The organism is Vibrio sp. ED004 (genome assembly GCF_023206395.1).
GTDB lineage: Bacteria > Pseudomonadota > Gammaproteobacteria > Enterobacterales > Vibrionaceae > Vibrio.
Map to the genome: position 1 here is coordinate 1,920,635 of NZ_CP066150.1, position 18,127 is coordinate 1,938,761.

The 18,127-nt window shown below is 44.2% G+C and carries 13 protein-coding genes and 3 pseudogenes; 4 read left to right on the top strand and 12 right to left on the bottom strand.

Annotated elements, in window-relative coordinates; translation table 11 throughout:
• Positions 1-43: 43 nt before the first annotated feature.
• The 7 genes from ITG10_RS26045 to ITG10_RS26075 form a co-directional block, all read right to left on the bottom strand.
• Entirely contained in the window at positions 44-778 is a 735-nt protein-coding gene (locus ITG10_RS26045) for an HAD family hydrolase (RefSeq protein WP_017631635.1), read from the bottom strand.
• The gene (locus tag ITG10_RS26050) at positions 768-2,243 is read right to left on the bottom strand and encodes a CehA/McbA family metallohydrolase (RefSeq protein ID WP_248387032.1); all 1,476 of its coding nucleotides are present in this window, start codon (positions 2,241-2,243) and stop codon (positions 768-770) included. Before ITG10_RS26050 ends, ITG10_RS26045 begins: the two co-directional genes overlap by 11 nt.
• 104 nt (positions 2,244-2,347) lie before the next feature.
• On the bottom strand, positions 2,348-3,628 hold the full coding sequence (locus ITG10_RS26055) for an extracellular solute-binding protein (RefSeq protein ID WP_248387033.1): 1,281 nt from the start codon (positions 3,626-3,628) through the stop codon (positions 2,348-2,350).
• Between the two features lie 6 nt (positions 3,629-3,634).
• A complete protein-coding gene (locus tag ITG10_RS26060; RefSeq protein WP_017631633.1) occupies positions 3,635-4,582 on the bottom strand; it encodes a carbohydrate ABC transporter permease in 948 nt (315 codons plus the stop codon).
• A gap of 23 nt (positions 4,583-4,605) precedes the next feature.
• Complete coding sequence (locus ITG10_RS26065; protein ID WP_017631632.1) at positions 4,606-5,490, bottom strand: sugar ABC transporter permease; 885 nt, start codon at positions 5,488-5,490, stop codon at positions 4,606-4,608.
• An 85-nt stretch (positions 5,491-5,575) separates the two neighbouring features.
• Positions 5,576-6,478, bottom strand: a complete 903-nt coding sequence (locus ITG10_RS26070; protein WP_017631631.1) for a LysR substrate-binding domain-containing protein — start codon at positions 6,476-6,478, stop codon at positions 5,576-5,578.
• Positions 6,479-6,648: 170 nt separating this feature from the next.
• Positions 6,649-8,274, bottom strand: coding sequence for an ABC transporter substrate-binding protein (locus ITG10_RS26075; protein WP_017631630.1), 1,626 nt, complete (start codon positions 8,272-8,274; stop codon positions 6,649-6,651).
• A gap of 144 nt (positions 8,275-8,418) precedes the next feature.
• Here ITG10_RS26075 and mpaA point away from each other — a divergent pair, with 144 nt between their 5' ends.
• Both mpaA and ITG10_RS26085 read left to right on the top strand, forming a co-directional pair.
• The gene (gene mpaA, locus ITG10_RS26080; RefSeq protein WP_026084328.1) at positions 8,419-9,147 is read left to right on the top strand and encodes a murein tripeptide amidase MpaA; all 729 of its coding nucleotides are present in this window, start codon (positions 8,419-8,421) and stop codon (positions 9,145-9,147) included.
• Positions 9,148-10,010: 863 nt separating this feature from the next.
• On the top strand, positions 10,011-10,313 hold the full coding sequence (locus ITG10_RS26085; RefSeq protein ID WP_128644314.1) for a hypothetical protein: 303 nt from the start codon (positions 10,011-10,013) through the stop codon (positions 10,311-10,313).
• Here the strand turns inward: ITG10_RS26085 and ITG10_RS26090 are convergent.
• The 3 genes and pseudogenes from ITG10_RS26090 to ITG10_RS26100 form a co-directional block, all read right to left on the bottom strand.
• Positions 10,310-10,663: pseudogene (locus tag ITG10_RS26090) on the bottom strand (hypothetical protein); the annotation flags it as partial. The gene ITG10_RS26085 and the pseudogene ITG10_RS26090 sit on opposite strands and share 4 nt — an antisense overlap.
• 154 nt (positions 10,664-10,817) lie before the next feature.
• A pseudogene (locus ITG10_RS26095) lies at positions 10,818-11,087 on the bottom strand (integrase); the annotation flags it as partial.
• Between the two features lie 128 nt (positions 11,088-11,215).
• A complete protein-coding gene (locus ITG10_RS26100) occupies positions 11,216-11,698 on the bottom strand; it encodes a hypothetical protein (protein WP_017629413.1) in 483 nt (160 codons plus the stop codon).
• A gap of 687 nt (positions 11,699-12,385) precedes the next feature.
• Here ITG10_RS26100 and ITG10_RS26105 point away from each other — a divergent pair.
• On the top strand, positions 12,386-13,417 hold the full coding sequence (locus tag ITG10_RS26105) for an IS110 family transposase (protein ID WP_248387034.1): 1,032 nt from the start codon (positions 12,386-12,388) through the stop codon (positions 13,415-13,417).
• A 259-nt stretch (positions 13,418-13,676) separates the two neighbouring features.
• Here the strand turns inward: ITG10_RS26105 and ITG10_RS26110 are convergent.
• Positions 13,677-13,963: pseudogene (locus tag ITG10_RS26110) on the bottom strand (SMR family transporter).
• Between the two features lie 242 nt (positions 13,964-14,205).
• Positions 14,206-16,392, bottom strand: coding sequence for a hypothetical protein (locus ITG10_RS26115; protein WP_017632808.1), 2,187 nt, complete (start codon positions 16,390-16,392; stop codon positions 14,206-14,208).
• A 513-nt stretch (positions 16,393-16,905) separates the two neighbouring features.
• On the opposite strand from ITG10_RS26115, the gene ITG10_RS26120 reads away from it, so the two are divergent.
• A complete protein-coding gene (locus tag ITG10_RS26120; protein WP_017632807.1) occupies positions 16,906-18,054 on the top strand; it encodes an S-(hydroxymethyl)glutathione dehydrogenase/class III alcohol dehydrogenase in 1,149 nt (382 codons plus the stop codon).
• Positions 18,055-18,127: the final 73 nt, after the last annotated feature.

Sequence of the window (18,127 nt, forward strand, 5' to 3'; positions counted from 1 at the left end):
TCAATTCGTTAAATACTATCTTTGCAATCTACCGTTAAACGTTTTAGCCGCGTTCTTGCAGTTGATTGAGCTCAAAATGGGCGACTGATGCGATGACCAGATCCGCTACTGGCTCTAACTCACTGTGTTGTGCAGTCCCCGTCAGTACGCCAACATTGCTTGCACCTGCATTGCGGCCAAATTCCATATCCGAAACCGTGTCACCAAACATGATCACTTCATGTGGCTCAATACCGCATTGCTCACAGAAGGCATTGAGCAGTGCTGGCGCAGGTTTAGGTTCGATATCACCATCGGAATAACCAACATAATCGAACATCTCGCTCAAACCCGATTGCTCTAGCGTGTAGATCGTTGAGTCTTTGGTGTCTGCGGTCGCGATGCCTAAAATCATGCCTTGCTGCTTAAACAGACCGAGCTTTTCAGTCACACCCGGTAGGGCTTCAATCCAACTTGGGTTCTCTTCCACTTCGTCATTGAAAGCGGCTTTGGTCACCTTAGTGAACTCAGCGAGTGAGACATTAGGTTGCAGCATGTTGAACCACGCTGTGGCGGTATCTTCCACTGGATTTGAGGCTAATAGTCCATAGTTATCAACCACATCACCTTCAACACCGATGGCCAAGAGTAACTCAGCAGGTGTGACAGTTTGATTACCTTGATGCTGATCACTGTAAGATTTCACACGCTCACAGGCACCACGAGAAACGTTAAGCCACATCTTGTGGAACTCTAACAATGTGCCGTCTTTATCAAATAACATCGCCTTAAACTTCATCACGGCTCATTCGTTCCATTAGTTCTCCCCAAGTACGCACTAGGGGTTGGTTAAATTCTGGTTGTTTGCCGTCGAATACGGCGTTGATGCAGCCTTCAAACTCACGCTCGTCAGATGCAGATTGAGTGCTGTTGATTAATGCTGAAGAAAGCGCTCCGCGACGAATATCGACACGACACCAACGGTAGCCTTCATCAATATGGATACTTTGTAGTTCATCACTCAAAGCGATTCGATCAACAATCTCGCCATCCACCATGCACTCTGCGTAGTAAGGGTTTTCTGAATCAGAGACAGCGATACGATAAGTGAGTGCCTGCCCTTGAGAATCGTTGCCCGGTAGCAAATCACCTAAGTTGATATCAAACTTCAAGCCGCAACGTCGCTCTAAATACACCTGACCATTACGCAAACCAGACAAGATCCCTTCGCCACTCAAACCATGGCTGTAAACGAATGTTGATGGGTCACCGTAGATAGAAGGCTCGTCCGATTTAGGATTACGTTCATGGGGCTCAAGGTGTGAATCGCTGCCGCCAATCGCCGTAATACGCTGCCCACAATTCCACATTTCATTGAGAACCAATAACGCCTCTTCAGTCGCTTTTGGCGAGGTTGACCAAGTAGGGTCACAACACACTTCAAACGTAGACACTTGGCTGAGATCCACTTGATCGTAATGCCAGTGCCACGGCTTCATCATCGGGTGATTAATGCCAAGGGAACTGTGTCCACTTTTGGCTAAATCCAATCCCGCTTCCATGGTCGCTTGGCTGCTATGTTCAACGTCTCTAAGGTCCAAAGACTTAACTGGGCCATGCACATTGAAGTGCCCGAGATCGGTCGTGACTTCTAGCGCGGGTAGAAACAAACACTGGTTAGAAACAGGCAACTTAGGCTGGCAGATGTTGTGCTCTGTGAAGAAGAAAAAATCGAGCCCTTGTGATTCGACAATCCCTTTAGCCGCTGCCAAGGTATTGTGACCATCAGAAAGCTGAGTGTGGGCGTGTAAATCACCGCGATACCAGCGAGAATCAGAACTCAGCATGTAGCTGTAATCAAACTCGATATCGTGATCAACTGTGACCGTTGAGTTGAGTTCTAGCTCACTCTCAATTCCGTCATTCTTTGGCTCATCAGAGCAAAGGACATCGACTTGATACTGCATCGCACGCTCGGTACGAAACTCACCTTCAAGATTGTAAAGTTCTAAGAACCACTCGCCCGATGGAATCGCACGATCAATCGCGCCTAGGCCTGAGTTTTCCGGTTGGATAGTGAGTGACTTGTGCGTCTTTTCAAATAGCACTTTGCCACGAAATTCTTGGTTGGCATCGTAGGCTGCCGCGTATAAAAAACCTTTTTTCACCGTCGTACCAGTAATCGTTACGCTGTGAGAACCTGCTGGCACATCAAAGGGGATACGTACTCTGCCAAACGGCAGCTCACCTTGAAATTGGGTCATTGTCTTCACCAAATTCGTCCTAATTGAAGAACTGGGTTAAAAAGAGGCCCACCCGAATAGATGGGCCTTGATGCATGCAAAGATAGTTTTAATCACTTTACAGATTAAGAACGATTCGCTCGGTCTAGTGCACGTTGTGCTTTCTTAGCCGCTTGTTTTAGCGCTTTATCCGCAGGCACGTTTTGAATTTGAATCTGATCCGCAGCCACTTTAAGAGCATCCATGATCTTACCGTTGGTCGGGTCTAGGAAGTCTTTAGTGGCCGTGTTCGCTTGCTTCAGCGGGATCAGAGCTTGCGGGTTATCTTTAGTGAACGCTTGGTATTCTGGTACTTCAGAAACGCTATTACGCACTGGGATGTAACCCGTAAACATTGACCATGCCGCCGTATTTTTCGCGTTGGTGTAGAACTCAACAAACTCGAATGCACCTTTAGCCGCTGCTTCGTCTGTGCCTTTTGGCATCACGTAAACCAGCGCACCCGCTTGTGGTGCAGAAGGGTTTGAGCCCCAACCTGGTTGTGTGGTTGCCGAAAGCTTAGTGAAGTCCAAATCACCTTGGTCACCCGATGAACCGGTATAGCCAAGCGCGTTATCTTTCATTACGTCATCGATGGTTTTGTACCAGTATTCCCAACCTTGACCGCCGTAGTGAATACGCATGATTTGATCATCGTGGATCCACTTACGGAAGCTGTCCCACACTTCAACCCATTCAGCCGAATCGATTAACACTGTTTTGCCATCATCACTGATGATCTTCGCACCGTTAGAGAAAGCCGCATCAATCATGTTGTCTTGGCCCCACATTGGCTCCCAGCCGTAAAAGGTCACGTTGCCTTTGTCATCTCGTTGGGTAACTTTCTCCGCGACTTTAGCTACGCCTTGCCATGTGTTTAGGTCTTGCTCGGTAAAGCCGTTCTCTGCCAACACCTGCTTGTTGTAGTAGAACACTTGAGTTGTACCGTAAGCAGGTAGACCTATGATGGTGCCATCATCTGCGGTCACTTGGTCTTTAAACGCGCCAATGAAATCAGAGAAGTTGAACTCTTCATCCATGAACGGCGTTAGGTCACGGCTCAAACCACGCCCATGCATCGCTTCCGCACGACCTGAATCTAGCAGCACAAGTTCAGGTGCAGTTCTAGACGCTAAACCAGCTTGCAGCTTCTGGTAGGTTTCTGTGTAGTTACCTTGCAATGCTGGCTTCACCACATACTCATCTTGGCTCGCGTTGAACTCTTCGATGAGCTTAGTCATCATTTGCTGTGGCTTAGTACCACCGGAATACCAAAAGTTAACTTCGGTTGCGGCAAGAACACTGCTAGAGAACATAGACGCGCTTGCTGCGCCAGCACACACTAGTGCGAGAGTTTTTAGTTTCATTTCCGTTTACTCTTTTACGCCGTTATCGGCGATACCTGAAAGAATCGTCTTTTGACAAATGACGAATAGAATTAACAAAGGCAATACTGCAATGGTGCTCGCCGCCATGATTTGCGACCAGTTCAATCCATAGTTACCTTCGGCAATAAAGTAGTGACGAATCCCGGTCGCAATCAGGTTAAGTTCCTGAGTGGTGATAACCAAGCTAGGCCACATGTAGCTGTTGTAATTGGTAATAAAAGTGATGAGGAACAGTGTTGCGACTGCTGCTCGGCATTGCGGTAAGATGATTGCCCATAAAATTTTGAGCTCACCTGCACCATCAATTCGTGCAGCTTCAATCAGCGACGGATGCACCTTGATAAACACTTGGCGTAGATAGAACACACCGAAAACCGACGCCGCGTTCGACGCCACTAAGCCCATGTGCGAATCCAACAAACCCAGCCTTGCCAGGGTGATGTAAGACGGAATGTAAGTCACAGCGCCCGGCAGCATGTAACAGCCCATCACGATAAAATAGAGCACGGTTTTCGAGCGAAACTTCAGCTGCGTTAATGCGTATGCAAACATCGCCGAGTTCACAATCACCAACAAGGTAGTGAACAAAGCCACACTAAAACTGTTGAAGATGTACAAGCCAAACGGCGCGCTGTGAAAGGTTTCAACAAAGGTTTCCCAGCGAAACTGTTCTGGAATCAAATTCAACGGGCTAGCAAAGATTTCATCGTTGCTTTTCAGCGAACCAGACAGCATCCATAAGAACGGGAATACCATGATGGTTCCGCAGGTTGCCAAGAACAGGTGCTTAGTCAGTGCGATAAACGAACGGCGATCCACTGAGCTTTTCTTTGACGAAATCTCTGATTTGGTCGCTTTGGTTTGGGCTTTGACTTTAGATACAGCCGCTCTTTGATTTAAGACTTGGTTGGCATCCAATACTTGCGTGGTCATAATTCTGTCCTTTCAAAAATCGACTAGTAGTACACCCAGCGCTTGCCGATGTAGGTATTAATAAGTGCCAGCAATCCAGTAATCAGGAATATCACTAACGATGTCGCGGCCGCAGGTCCCATTTCGTAACGCTCAAACGCTTGTTGGTAGAACAAGTACAACAAGGTGCGTGTCTCACCGCCCGGCCCGCCTTGCGTTAGGATCTGGAACTGATCGAATGCCTGCATTGCCGTAATAATGTTGACCACCACCAAGAAGAATGTGGTTGGGGAAATCAGCGGCAACGTTATCTTCAAAAATCGCGTTAAGCTGCTACAACCATCAATCAAAGAAGCCTCATACAAAGACTCTGGAATCTTGTTGAGCGCACTGATGTAAAACAGCATCGTCCAGCCAATCGCCTGCCAAACCGTCACGATAATCACCGCAATTAAGGCTGTGTTTCCGTTCTCTAACCATGGAATCGCGCTAAACCCTGCTGACTCCAATAGGTGGTTTGCCAAGCCCGATTTGGTCTCGAATACCCAAGACCAAACAATCGACACTGCCACCGTTGGTGTAATCCAAGGCGAGAAGATAACCGCACGATAAAACTGGCTACCCTTGAAGTTTTTGTGCAACAACATGGCAAACACGAGACCAAGAATAATGGTGGGAATCACCACACCCACAGAGAACCAAAACGTATTGAGCATCGCTTGGATGAACTCGTAGTCCTCAACCATGTACTCGTAATTTTCTAAACCGACAAACGAATAATCTGGCGAGATGTAATCCCAATCGGTGAAGCTGATATAAATCGAATAACCAAATGGTACGAGCCAAAAAGTAAACAGTGGCACCAACAACGGTGAAGTAAATAGCAGTACCTTTAAGCGGTTTTTCATTGGTTCTGAGAAAGCACTCATGGTGACCTCGTCCTTATTTGTATGCGGTTAAATTAAGGGGTTTGTGTGACAGGTTAGTAAGAGCGCCCTTCATTTTTTTTTATGGCTACCCATTAGAAAATCTTTCTTCCAGTTCACCATCTTCCATCTGGTGATAAAGCCAATCACAAAAGAAATTCACCTTGGCACTGCGTCGGTGTTTAGTAATCAAATAGTGGGCAGATTCAGCAGGCATCGAGGATTCCGTCGCCAGAACAAGATCGTTTTTCTCTAACAACTCAGACACCGCAAGCGAACGTACCAACAGCACGCCAATCCCATGCTTAACCGCTTCTAGAGCGTGCAAAGAGTTACTCACTTCGAGCAGCACCTTCGGTAAGGTCATCTCGAATTGATTGTGACTCAACCATTGCAGCCAGTTCTCTCGGTAGCCTTTAACTTGCACGGTCGGCAGAGCAGAAAAATCATGCTTGGCCAAGGCATCTTGATATTGGTTTTTAAATTCTGGACTGCACACCAACTGCCAATGTTCTTGAAACAGTCGCTCACTATGAGTGTCTTCGCTTTCGACCTTGCCGTTGGTCAGCTCGATATCGACATTCTGACAAGGGTTGGTAGATGGCCAGTCCACCAGCTGAATATCGAGCCTGATAAAAGGGTATTTTTGATAAAAAGATGGCAGGCGAGGTAGCAGCCAGTTATGGCAAAAGGTGTGATTAACGCGCAGGCTCAACACGTCGGTTTCTTTTTCCCCGAACAGGATTTGAGTCTGTAGTTTCAGGTGTGCTAATGAACCCGCAACAATCGGTTGATAATGCTGGGCAGCCGACGTCAGCTTTACGCCTTTGGAGCTGCGTTCAAACAGTGTGGTATCGAGAAAGGTTTCTAAACTTTTAAGCTGCTGACTCACCGCAGCTTGCGTAACGCAAAGCTCTCGGGCAGCCGCGCCAATAGAGCCGAGGCGGGCAACAGCTTCGAACGCAACAAGGGCACGTAGAGGGGGTAACATGGCTTCACCTGATTGAAATAAAAGTGAAAAATACTTCAGTCAGGTTTCAGTTTTTTGCGCTTACCGTTACAGATTAATGACGAAGGGACGTTGATCAGATATTTATGATCAACGTCCCTTTTCTCTATTTCATATTTTTAGCGGTGTGTCGTCGCGTGAATCAAACGCAATTACTCTTTGATGTAGAGATCCTTAGAGTAGATACGCCCTTCTACATTGTTCTTCGCAAAACCACCAACACTTGGTCGTACTAGGCGAGCCTGCATATAGTAGTAAATTGGCGCGATCGGCATATCTTCTGCCAGTAACTGTTCGGCTTGGTCATAGAAACCTTGGCGATCTTGTTCACTGGTAGCAGCTAAGGCGCTGTCCATTGCTGCGTCATACTTGTCATTGCTGTAGCGAGCAAAGTTACCCGAAGAACCAGAACGTAACAGGCTCAAGAAGGTTGATGCTTCGTTGTAATCCCCACACCAAGAGGCGCGCATTACATCGAAATCACCTTGGCGACGTGACACCAAGTAAGACTTCCACTCTTGGTTTTCTAGTTCGACTTGTGCGCCCAAGTTGCCCTTCAACATTGACGCAATCGCCACTGCAATCGACTTGTTCGATTCACTGGTGTTGTAAAGCAATTTGAAATCTAGTGGGTTAGACGCATCGTAGCCCGCTTCTTTCAGTAGCTCTTTAGCTTTTTGGTCACGTTCTTTCTGAGTCCAAGTACTGTACTCAGGTTGTGTCGCATCAAAACCAGCTGTGTACTCATGTGCAAAGGTATAAGCTGGTAAGTTGCCCACCTGAGTCACACCATTGGTGATAACGTCACGCATCATAGAATAAGAGACGGCTTTACGTACTCGCGCATCATCAAAAGGTGGTCGCGTAGTATTGAATGCGTAGTAGTAAGTACACAGCAAAGGCACTGTGGTAAACGCATCTTGGTATTTACTTTTAAGTTGCTGCGCCATATGTGTCGGCACGTCCGAAGTAATATCAACCTCGCCCACGGCATAACGGTTGATCGAGGCATTCTGATTCTCAAACGGAATATAAGTCACCTCGGTTAAGTGCGTGTTTGAACTGTCCCAATAGTTAGGATTCTTCTTCAGCTCAATGCGCTCGTTCACCACCCACTCGTCTAGTACGAATGCGCCATTACCGACAAATTGCTTAGGGTCGCTCCACGGCTTGTCGCTACTTTCTGAGGCTACTTTGTACACTGGCATCATGGAGGTGTGGCCCGTCATCGCCACAAAGTAAGGCACTTTACTATCGAGTTCGAACTTCACCGTGTGTTTATCAACAGCCGAAACACCTAGTTCTTCAATCAGCTTCTTACCTTCTGCCACATCAGCAATATTGTTGATTTGGGTGAGCTTGAGATACCAAACATTCGGAGATGCCGTTTTAGGGTCGACCGCGCGTCTTATCGCATATACGAAATCATCGGCCGTCACCGGATCACCATTCGACCATTTCGCGTCTTTACGCAGGTGGAATACAAAGGTCTGGTTGTCTTCTGTTTCCCAAGACTGTGCAACACCCGGAGTGATATTGCCATCGCGATCTTGAATCACTAAACCTTCAAATAGGTCACGTAGAATGTGCATTTCTGGCAGGCCTTCCGCCTTTGCTGGGTCAAGAGTCGCCGCTTCTGCATCATTCGCGCGCACTAAGTGTTGTTCTTTCGCCAGCGAAGTTCCGGCAGGCAATGTGTCAGCAACGGCAGTTACTGAGATAAAAGGGGTCAATAGAGATGAAATGAGTAAAGCCGTTGAATGTTTCTTAAAATCCATATGTTTTTGCTCTCCTAGCCTATCTTTGAAGCAAGTAATAAAATTAACAATGCGACTGTTGACGAGTTTTAACGCTTTAGTTTATTTAAGTAGGTTTGTGTAATCGTTAATACTTGATAGTACTTGATCAATCAGGAGATAAAGGTGAGTTTAATTCCAAGAACGGAAAGAGCTGCATTTTCAATAAAGCCGCTACCATATGGAAAGTCGGTATTGGGCGCACCCTTGCTCTATTTCCCCGCGCAAGTAGAAAGCGAATCTCGCGGGCTGATTTTAACAGGTACACACGGCGATGAAACCGCCTCTATCGCAGGTTTGTCATGCGCGCTAAGAAGCTTGCCAGCAGCTAACTTGCGACACGATGTGATTCTGTCGATGAACCCAGATGGTAATCAGTTAGGTACCCGTGCCAACGCCAATCAAGTTGATTTAAACCGAGCCTTTCCAACTCAAAACTGGACAGAAAGCGGCACCGTTTATCGCTGGAGTTCTCACACACCAGTCAGAGATGTAAAAGTAAAAACTGGGCAAGCCGACCAACTTGAACCGGAAGTGCAGTCGCTCATCAACTTCATTGAACAGCGCAAGCCTCAATTCGTCATCTCTTTCCACGAACCACTCGCCATGGTCGACGACCCAACCCAATCGGAACTCGCCACTTGGTTAGGCAAACAGTTCAACCTACCGCTCGTCGAGGACGTCGATTACGAAACCCCAGGCTCATTCGGCACATGGTGCCAAGAAAGAAACTTGCTATGTATTACCGTGGAGCTACCGCCCGTTTCTGCAGATCTGACTATCGAACAGTATTTAGATGCGTTTGTGGCTGTGTTGGGGTGTGAGGAAGTTAGCGCAACTCATTTTTGGACATAAACGATTTAGCGCTAATAAAGTTAAAGATTAGAAAAGGTATCCTGCTTTGCTTTACGTTCGTCAATACATGTGTACTAAATAGATAACAATTATTTTATAATACGTTTTTTTCACTTAGGACATAAATAGATGTGGTGGTACACCATTTTAAATAAAATAGGACTAAAATTGTTAATAATCCTGGCGTTTTTTGCTATGTTTGCAATATCTACAGAACCATTAATTATTGATAACAACCTTTTGATCATGATGTTTTCTTGGGGTTTTTCTGGACAAAGTATAATTCATAACCTGTCCCTAGGGATAATAGTTAGCTGGATTTTTTATTTTTTTGTTGTACATATACCAGAAAAGAAAAGGTAACGAGATCTTACCCCGTTTATAAGTGATAAGATTTTCAAAATAACCAGAGAGATTGCCTCTGTTGTTGCTGAAACCGCAAAGTTTGCAGATACTGATAAGTTGCTTTCTACTTTATCAAAAGAAGATTTTCAATTAATTTTCGATAAAATCCCTGCAAGCTCGATAGGTAGGATCTGCTCTTCCGCATCGAAACCTTTAGATGTTGAATCCTTAGATATGTATATACTTAACTCAATAAATAGAGTGCGCGATAATATTGACGAACTTTTTACCTATATCACCTTTATTGATAGCAATATATTAAGAGAAATTAACGATTTACGACACTCTAGGGTTCCATTACATCCTTTTGAAATAAAGATTTTTACGAATGCTATTCGTAAAGGCAAAGGAAAAAAAAGTTACAACTCACTTGGGCATACAATATATTTTTATATCAGAAATGCATTACTTTACAAAGGTTGAATAAAACTGTATACAATCATGAATACACATCAAATTTGGACGCATTAAAACTAGGAAGTAATATTTATTGTGAGGGTGAAATTATTGAAAACTTTAAGAAAAATTTTCAAGAAGGAAACGTATCTTTTGTAAACAACAAAATTCAGGTTGAAACTGAAGTTGATGGTAGTACTGTTCTCTTTTTATTTGATGAGGAGTATAATTATTATGATTTGGTTACATTGACACAATGTATTAAGAAGAGTAATGAAGATCTTATCAAATTAAATGAACAATATAAGAATACAGAAGTTAGATCTATAAGATTTAAATCACCTTACGGATTATCGCTTAATTAATAAAATACAGCAATAAGTACAAGCCTAACGAATCCCCTCATATTTTCCCTAGTCCGGCATTGTGTGAGTCTTTGATATCGCCGATGATTTCGTACCTCTCTTCCTAGACGGGATATGGATAGAACTCGGCGGTGTTTAATGTTGTTGGCTTGGAAGTAAAAATGCCCCTTGGCTTGCACTGCAATGAGGCCATTTCACCACATCAAGATTTCAGCGAGCAACGCAATAAGAAGCAGGATATCCAATCGCTTAATACAACGAGTTCTGTTGTGACGAAGTGCGAACCCATAGGCGGTACTCTTTAGATCGCGGAAGACTTCTTCTATTTGCATGTGCTTGGCGTACAGGTTGGTAGTTTGTACTTCATTTAAAATATGGCGACTCTTCAACACATTACTGGTAATCCGAAAAGCTTGTCAGCGACTTTGCTAAATTAGTAAACCATCAATAACCACAGGTATGATAACTCACTTATTAGATTGTCCAGTATAACTGGAGCAGATCAGTTCTCGGAGTAATCTCATAATGGACATCGGTGCCCGTTTTTTGCTGGATGCACTGAACCCTTTCATAGATAACTCCTTGCGAAGAAACATCGTAAACGTGTAGTTTTAGCAAGTCACTCGCTCTTAACTTGCTATCTATAGCCAGGTTCAATAGCGCGAGCTGCATAAAATCGTTTTCAATCTCCAGCCTAGTTCTGATTCGCTAGATTTCTTCAAGTTTGAATGGTCTTTTGATGCCACTGCATTTTCCAGAAGATAGCTTTCTCATGATGACCTCCTCCCAATATTGTTGGTCAACATGAAGTTTGGCAGTCAAATTTAGTTGACCACTACAGGGAGAGCCGAAACGTCGCTGGACAGGAACGAGTTCGATGGCAACTTCCTGTTCATTACTTTTTAAACACTAACAGGTACAGTGGCGGAGCTTTTAAGCCTAGCAATCCAAAACCCAAAAACAATAAATGCAAAAAACAAAATATGTAACCATAATTTTGGCCCAACATCAGTATTGATTGCTGATAAAGAACTGAGTGAAGGAAATTTTTCTGTTGTCACTAGTTTTACAACAAATTCATTGGCTGGTGTTGCAATAAGTGTTGTCATCCAACCTAAGACCGCTATTTGTATAGCGCTAACAGTAAAAGATGAGTTGAAAATGAAAATAAGATTTGAAAGTGCTGCATAAGAAACAGAAACACCAATATGTACAAGCCACGATAACAAAAGTGCACTCGTTTTGTTGTAGCCACCAAATTCAACATAGGCAGCAGCATGTCGTGAAGTAAGTGTCGACATACCAAAAAGTGGTTGGATTAGTATGAAGGCGATGCTTGCGACAAGGGCAACAATTAATGTAGTAACAATACTATTTTTATTCATATTCTTTAACTCAAATTAAATTAACTTTGATAGAAAAAGTTGAGTACAAAACAACTTAATCTTCAAATATACAAACTGAACGACCGTTCAAATTCACTATTGAACCTAGCATTAACAAGAGGTGTGTGCAAGATTTTGTTCATTTGGTCTGAACAGAAATTGTCAATGACAAACTTTGGGGTACAAACGAGTCAAACAAGCTTGAAGCTACAGTTATCACGTAAAAATAGAAAACTGAGAATAATGTTTGCTGTCGGAAAGCCGCTTTGTAAAGCTTCCAACCCTGCTGGTTACCTGTCAATTTCACCGTGAAATTCGACAATGAAAAGCGACTTAAACACTTGTTTTGTAATGATTAATTGCAGGGCAGGTGCGAAAGTTATCTTTTTTTTAGAAAACGCATTCCGAACTGAAGGCGGTCAATACCAGCCACTATTGACCGCTGGTCGCTCGTAATAGAGCTACTTTTTGTAGTTATGGTCGTTTCTTGTTTTAGAAAAGCTAAGCTAGATTCTTTAGACTTACCACATAAGTGTATGGTTTATAAATACTTTAACGGAAAGATAAGTTCATTTCGCAGGTTGCGTTTCGCACACTGCGAAATGAGCGTCCAACTTGATGTATGGAATCCACTCCCTCTCTGCCAATCTACACTTAGCAGAGTACCGTTATAACGAGGGTTCCAATATGTTGACTAAAAATATTATCGTTATCGACTTAGCAAAAAATGTTCTGCAAGCCTGCCATATCAGTGTTCATGGTGAGTTACTGTCTAACAAGCCTCTGAGCCGTCAAAAAATGAAAGAGTTTCTGGCAAAGGCTAAGCCTTCAATTGTTGCTATGGAAGGTTGTTGCGGCTGCCACTACTGGGAACAATTAGCTGAAAGCCTTGGACACGAAGTTAGGGTCATCAACCCTAAGAAAGTGAAAGGATATTTGGAAGGTCATAAAACTGATCACAATGATGCTCTTGCCATCACCAACGCTGCTATTCACATCGGTATCAAATACAGTCAACCAAAATCACTTGAACAGCAATCTATGCAATCTTTAGAAAGCAGTCGCCGTTTCTTATCACGCAGTGTTGTTTCATTAGGGCTTCACATTAGAGGAACGATTTTGAGTTACGGGATAGCAAATCCTAGAGGTGAAAAAGGCTTAAAGGCGTCGGTTCAAACTGTGCTTGATGGAGACACATCAATACCAACAAATGTCGTATCCGTTCTGTCTATGTTATGGGAGCAATATAATGAACTGAAGGCAAAACTCATAGCGTTCGAAAAAGAGAAAAATGCTTTAACCCGCCAGATAGAACCGTGCCAACGACTAATGGACATTGAAGGTGTTGGTGAAACAATTGCTACGATGCTCTATATAACTCTTGGTGATGGAAAGCAGTTCAAGAATGGAAGACAAGCTTCAGCATTTGTTGGTCTTACACCCAAACAACACAGTTCAGGTGGCAAAGTTTTTATGGTTGGGATCGATAAATCCGGTGGTGTAAAGGAGCTACGTTCGCTTCTTTATCTTGGTGCAATATCTTATGTTGGACGGCTACCTGAAAAACCGAAGACTCAGAAGGATGCATGGTTGAGGAGTATCATAGATCGTATCGGTTTCAAGAAGGCCTGCATTGCACTGGCTAACAAGGTGGTACGGACTGCGTGGGCAATGCTTCGGTATGAGACTGAATACAAACCAGTTTTACTCACCGATTAATCACTAATAAATTGTGATATTTCACAAAATGATGAAGCATAAAAGGTAAGACCAACCTACTGAAAACCTGACCTTTCCGTCATGCTTTCCAAGCTGCTAACTCGATGAGGACAGTAGGTGCGCAAAACATCAAAGGCTAGAGGGTAGCTCCTTCAATAAGAAGCCGAATATACGACCGCATCTTAACTTTCATTGCAAAAATCACTTTGTAAATACGTGGATTCCATATACGAAAAGGGGCAAAAACGAGCTAGAGCCCCTAATGACTCACCGAGTTCGAAAATAGGTTGATAATCACCACACCAGCCAAGACAGAGCTGCGACCAGCACGATCCCTGCCCCACACCAAATCGCATACGCCACCCCCAAAGACATGGTTTGCACTGTTAAAGACAACAGATAAAAGGCACAGCCGTAGCTAGCCAATACTGCGACAGAAGCCGGTAAATAAGTAAACTGCTGCGTTTTAGGTAATAGAGAAGTTGCGACAACTTCAAGCACGATGGCGAGTGACAGCATCACTGGCGGTGGGAGAGATAAAAACATGTTTAGGGTCCACAACATTAAATTCGGCGGCTAGAATATTGTAGTTTTGTGTCAATTCATGTGTTTTTCAGTAAGTAATTATTATGACATACCCCAAGAGAGCTTAACCAGAAAGTCAATAAATAAGTCCCGGCCCACTCATTCACTTAAAAACAAAAGAACCCGCTAACTCATGGCTAACAGGCTCTTTTTTAATCGAGAAATCAAGACACTTAGTCTTTAAAAAAGCAAAGCTGCAACGCTTAGTTTACTGTCGTAGAGCCTCTAAGAATATCGCGCTTCACTTCACCTTTCAGATCGGTCAGTGTTTGCTGGTCGATATCAATCAAGAAGTGGTCACTCGCTTGGCCTGTTGCGAATTTTTCAAGAATGACAAACAAGCTACCAAAACGAGAGCGGAATACCTCTCCCACGGTATATTGGCCAAGGTCACCCAGTTCAGAATCCACCGTACCATCAAATTCTGAAAGCTCTCGGCTTAGCAACTCGTATTGGCGAAGTTGTGTTTCACCGATATCACGGAATGCCAGTTCGTCTGCATTACGTAGTCGGTAGAAATCTGTCGCTAGTAGCTCACCGCTCCACTCTGCAAAATCAGCTAATTCTAGTCCTTCTAAAGAAGCCAGCTTTTGAGCAACAACCTTAGCTGTCTCCCAATCTCGTTGAAACTGTTCGTAATCATCCACACCATTTTCAACGCAAGCCCCTACGTCGTAGCCGAGTTCATTCGCTAGCTGACAAACCGTGAAGTTGGTTTTTAGCTGAGACATGATCATCATCTCTTCACCGTTCATTTCCATGATCATTGCGCGCATCTCTAGCGGCCAGTCACCCGGAAGGAAACGCAGACGCGTTAGTTCACGGATGTGCCAATCAGTCAGTTCGTAGTAGTTTTCTGAATCCAAAATGTCTTTGTTCCAGATTTTCGCTTGTGCTTCTGGGTCTCCGGCTGCAGCTTGAGTAAGGTACTCATGCTCTTCTTCATAGTGACTGAATAACTCGTTGTAACGTGCCACTTGGTCGATAATTACTGTCTCAACTTCGATCTGATTATCTGGGCGAATATTTAAGAGCTTATATGCAGGAACATAACCCGCTAGCGATGGTGCTTGGATATTAAAAAGGGTGTGCTGAACGCCATCAATATTGAAGCTCTTCTTACCTGTATCGTTAAAGTGCATGTGACCGCCAACGTGGATATTTAAGCCAGTCGCTGCCAATGCGCGGCTGGTATTGTCGTCAGGCTCACGTGCAAGTTGGTGGCTACCTTCACCAAACAAGTCTTCAATCTCTTCAGAAGCGCCGTTATAGAAATCGGTCATCGGGAAGTGCGAGAAGGAAACCAGCGTCTTGTTCTGCTCTTTCGCCGCCTTTACCACATCAGAGATCCAATCGATCACATGCTCTTTGTGAGTCAGCATCATGTTGTAACCAGCGTTGCTTGAACCGTCAAACGTACCACCATCGACAGAATTATCAGACGAGTTTTCTTTCGGGCGATAAACGTTCGCGTCAATCGCCAACAACCAAAGTCCTTTCACTGGCTCTACTAAGTAACTGGTATCCGGCACTTCAGAACAGCTTGTGTAACCATTTTCTTTGTAACTGCCACCTGTGCCTTCGTAACAGATCTCATACATGCGTTTATCAAAGGCCGCTTCTTGTTTCGCTAAATCATAGCTGTAATTAGTTCGAGCTTGGTCGGTGCTGTAAGGGGTTTCAAAGTAGAGGTAATCTTGTTGAGGGTAGAAGCCGTGAGTACCAAGGATACTCATGATCTCTTCATAGCCCCACTCGCGTACTTCTTCAGTACAAATCGTGTCTAGGCTGTCACCTTGGCCTGAAATAGTTGTCCATTCATCGTCATAACCAACACACTCTTCTTTACCAAGGCTGAAGATGCGTTGCTCTTTACCACCTTCTCCTAGGTAATCAGATTTACCTGCGGGAATTGTAAATGGACGCACTGGATCGTGGTTACCAGGTGCTGCGAAAAATTCAAGACCGTGTGTATCACGGTAATGGTCAAAAATACTAACCAAACCACGCATATGGACTGGCTGCCCGTCATCACTAAAGTCACCCGGCAAGGCCACATACTTCACACCACGCGCAACCACATCATCAAGTGCCGCTATCATCGCAAAGTAGTTTTCATTGAAAAGACGGGTAGAGTTCATTTGAGATTCCATCGTTCGAATTGTCGCATACTCTCGACTATCCGAGTTGTAGAGTCCTGCGAACGAACCGTCTTCAAATTTACCGTAAACATCATGGAAGTGGATATCTGGCATGAATGCGACTTGTACTGCGCTCTCTAGATTACCGTTGTCATCACCTGGTGAACTATCACTTGGCGAATTCGAATTGCAACCAACCAGCGTGGCGGCTATCAAGCCTGACAGTACGGTCAATGTACTCTTTTTCATTTTCTCTTTCCAAAAGTTAGAACTCAAAATTTGGCGAGGAGATTAGATGAGAAAAATGACACTATTGTTTCTGATATCTTACAAAACGTCGCACGACGAACGCTTATGCGACATTGCTTCAATCATTAAAATTCAATCAGTTAGCCAACATCACAACCATCAATAATTTGATCATACAAATCACATGTAAGTATACAAACCATCACACATCGAGTTTGAGAACATCAATGGTAGCAATGCATCCAAGCGGTTCAAGAGTGACACTCCTTTCCTAAAAGTGGCTTATTGGTCTTAAGGTTTACGACCATTAAGTCGGGCAGGCTCTCAATGCTAACTATCACATATATGTAATAATCATTTTCCATTTAGGGGGATTATCAAATCATAGAGTCACACCTATACTAGCTCCAACAAAACGAGAGAGCGGAAACAAACTTGCTCAACTACGCTTAATACGTTGAGCATATTGAGAATCAAAAAGTCCGCTGTAATGACATAAATAGGAAACATCCAATGACTATCGAAATCAAACCTGGTCAAACTCATATCCAATCTAAAGCTATGGTCGCTTGGAAAGCGGGTGAGCCTCTAAAACGTGAAACTGTTGACGTTGAACTGCCAAAAGCAGGTGAAGTTCTTGTTCGTATCGTAGCGACTGGTGTTTGTCACACTGACGCATTCACACTGTCAGGTGACGATCCAGAAGGTATCTTCCCTTCTATCCTTGGTCACGAAGGTGGCGGTATCGTTGAGATGATCGGCGAAGGTGTTACCAGTGTTGAAGTTGGCGACCACGTTATCCCACTTTACACAGCAGAGTGTGGCGAATGTAAGTTCTGTAAATCTGGTAAAACTAACCTGTGCCAAGCGGTTCGTGAAACGCAAGGTAAAGGCCTAATGCCAGACGGTACAAGCCGCTTCTCTATCAATGGTGAGCCAATCTTCCACTACATGGGTTGTTCTACTTTCTCTGAGTACACAGTACTTCCAGAAATCTCACTAGCGAAAGTAAATAAAGAAGCACCACTTGAAGAAGTTTGTCTTCTAGGTTGTGGTGTGACTACAGGTATGGGCGCGGTACTGAACACAGCTAAAGTTGAAAAAGGCGACAACGTTGCTGTATTCGGCTTAGGTGGTATCGGTCTTTCTGCAATCATTGGTGCTCGTATGGCTGGTGCTGACCGCATCATCGGTGTTGATATCAACGAGAGCAAATTCGAGCTAGCTAAACAGCTTGGCGCGACTGACTGCATCAACCCAATGAAATTCGACAAACCGATCCAAGACGTTATCGTTGAGATGACAGACGGTGGTGTTGAGTACTCTTTCGAGTGTATCGGTAACGTAAACGTGATGCGTCAAGCTCTTGAGTGCTGTCACAAAGGTTGGGGCGAATCGGTAATCATTGGTGTTGCGGGTGCAGGCCAAGAGATCGCAACTCGTCCATTCCAACTAGTAACTGGTCGTGTATGGCGTGGTTCTGCTTTCGGTGGTGTTAAAGGCCGCTCTGAGCTTCCAGAAATCGTAAACCGTTACATGGCGGGTGAGTTTGGTCTTCAAGAGTTCATTACTCACACAATGAGCCTTGATGAAGTAAACGACGCATTCGACCTAATGCACAAAGGTGAATCTATCCGTACTGTTCTACACATGGACAGATAATTCTCCTTGGTCTCGATATTTAGGTGTCGAGACCACAGTTCTGACTTAAACATCAGAGCGAAACTGTCTTCAC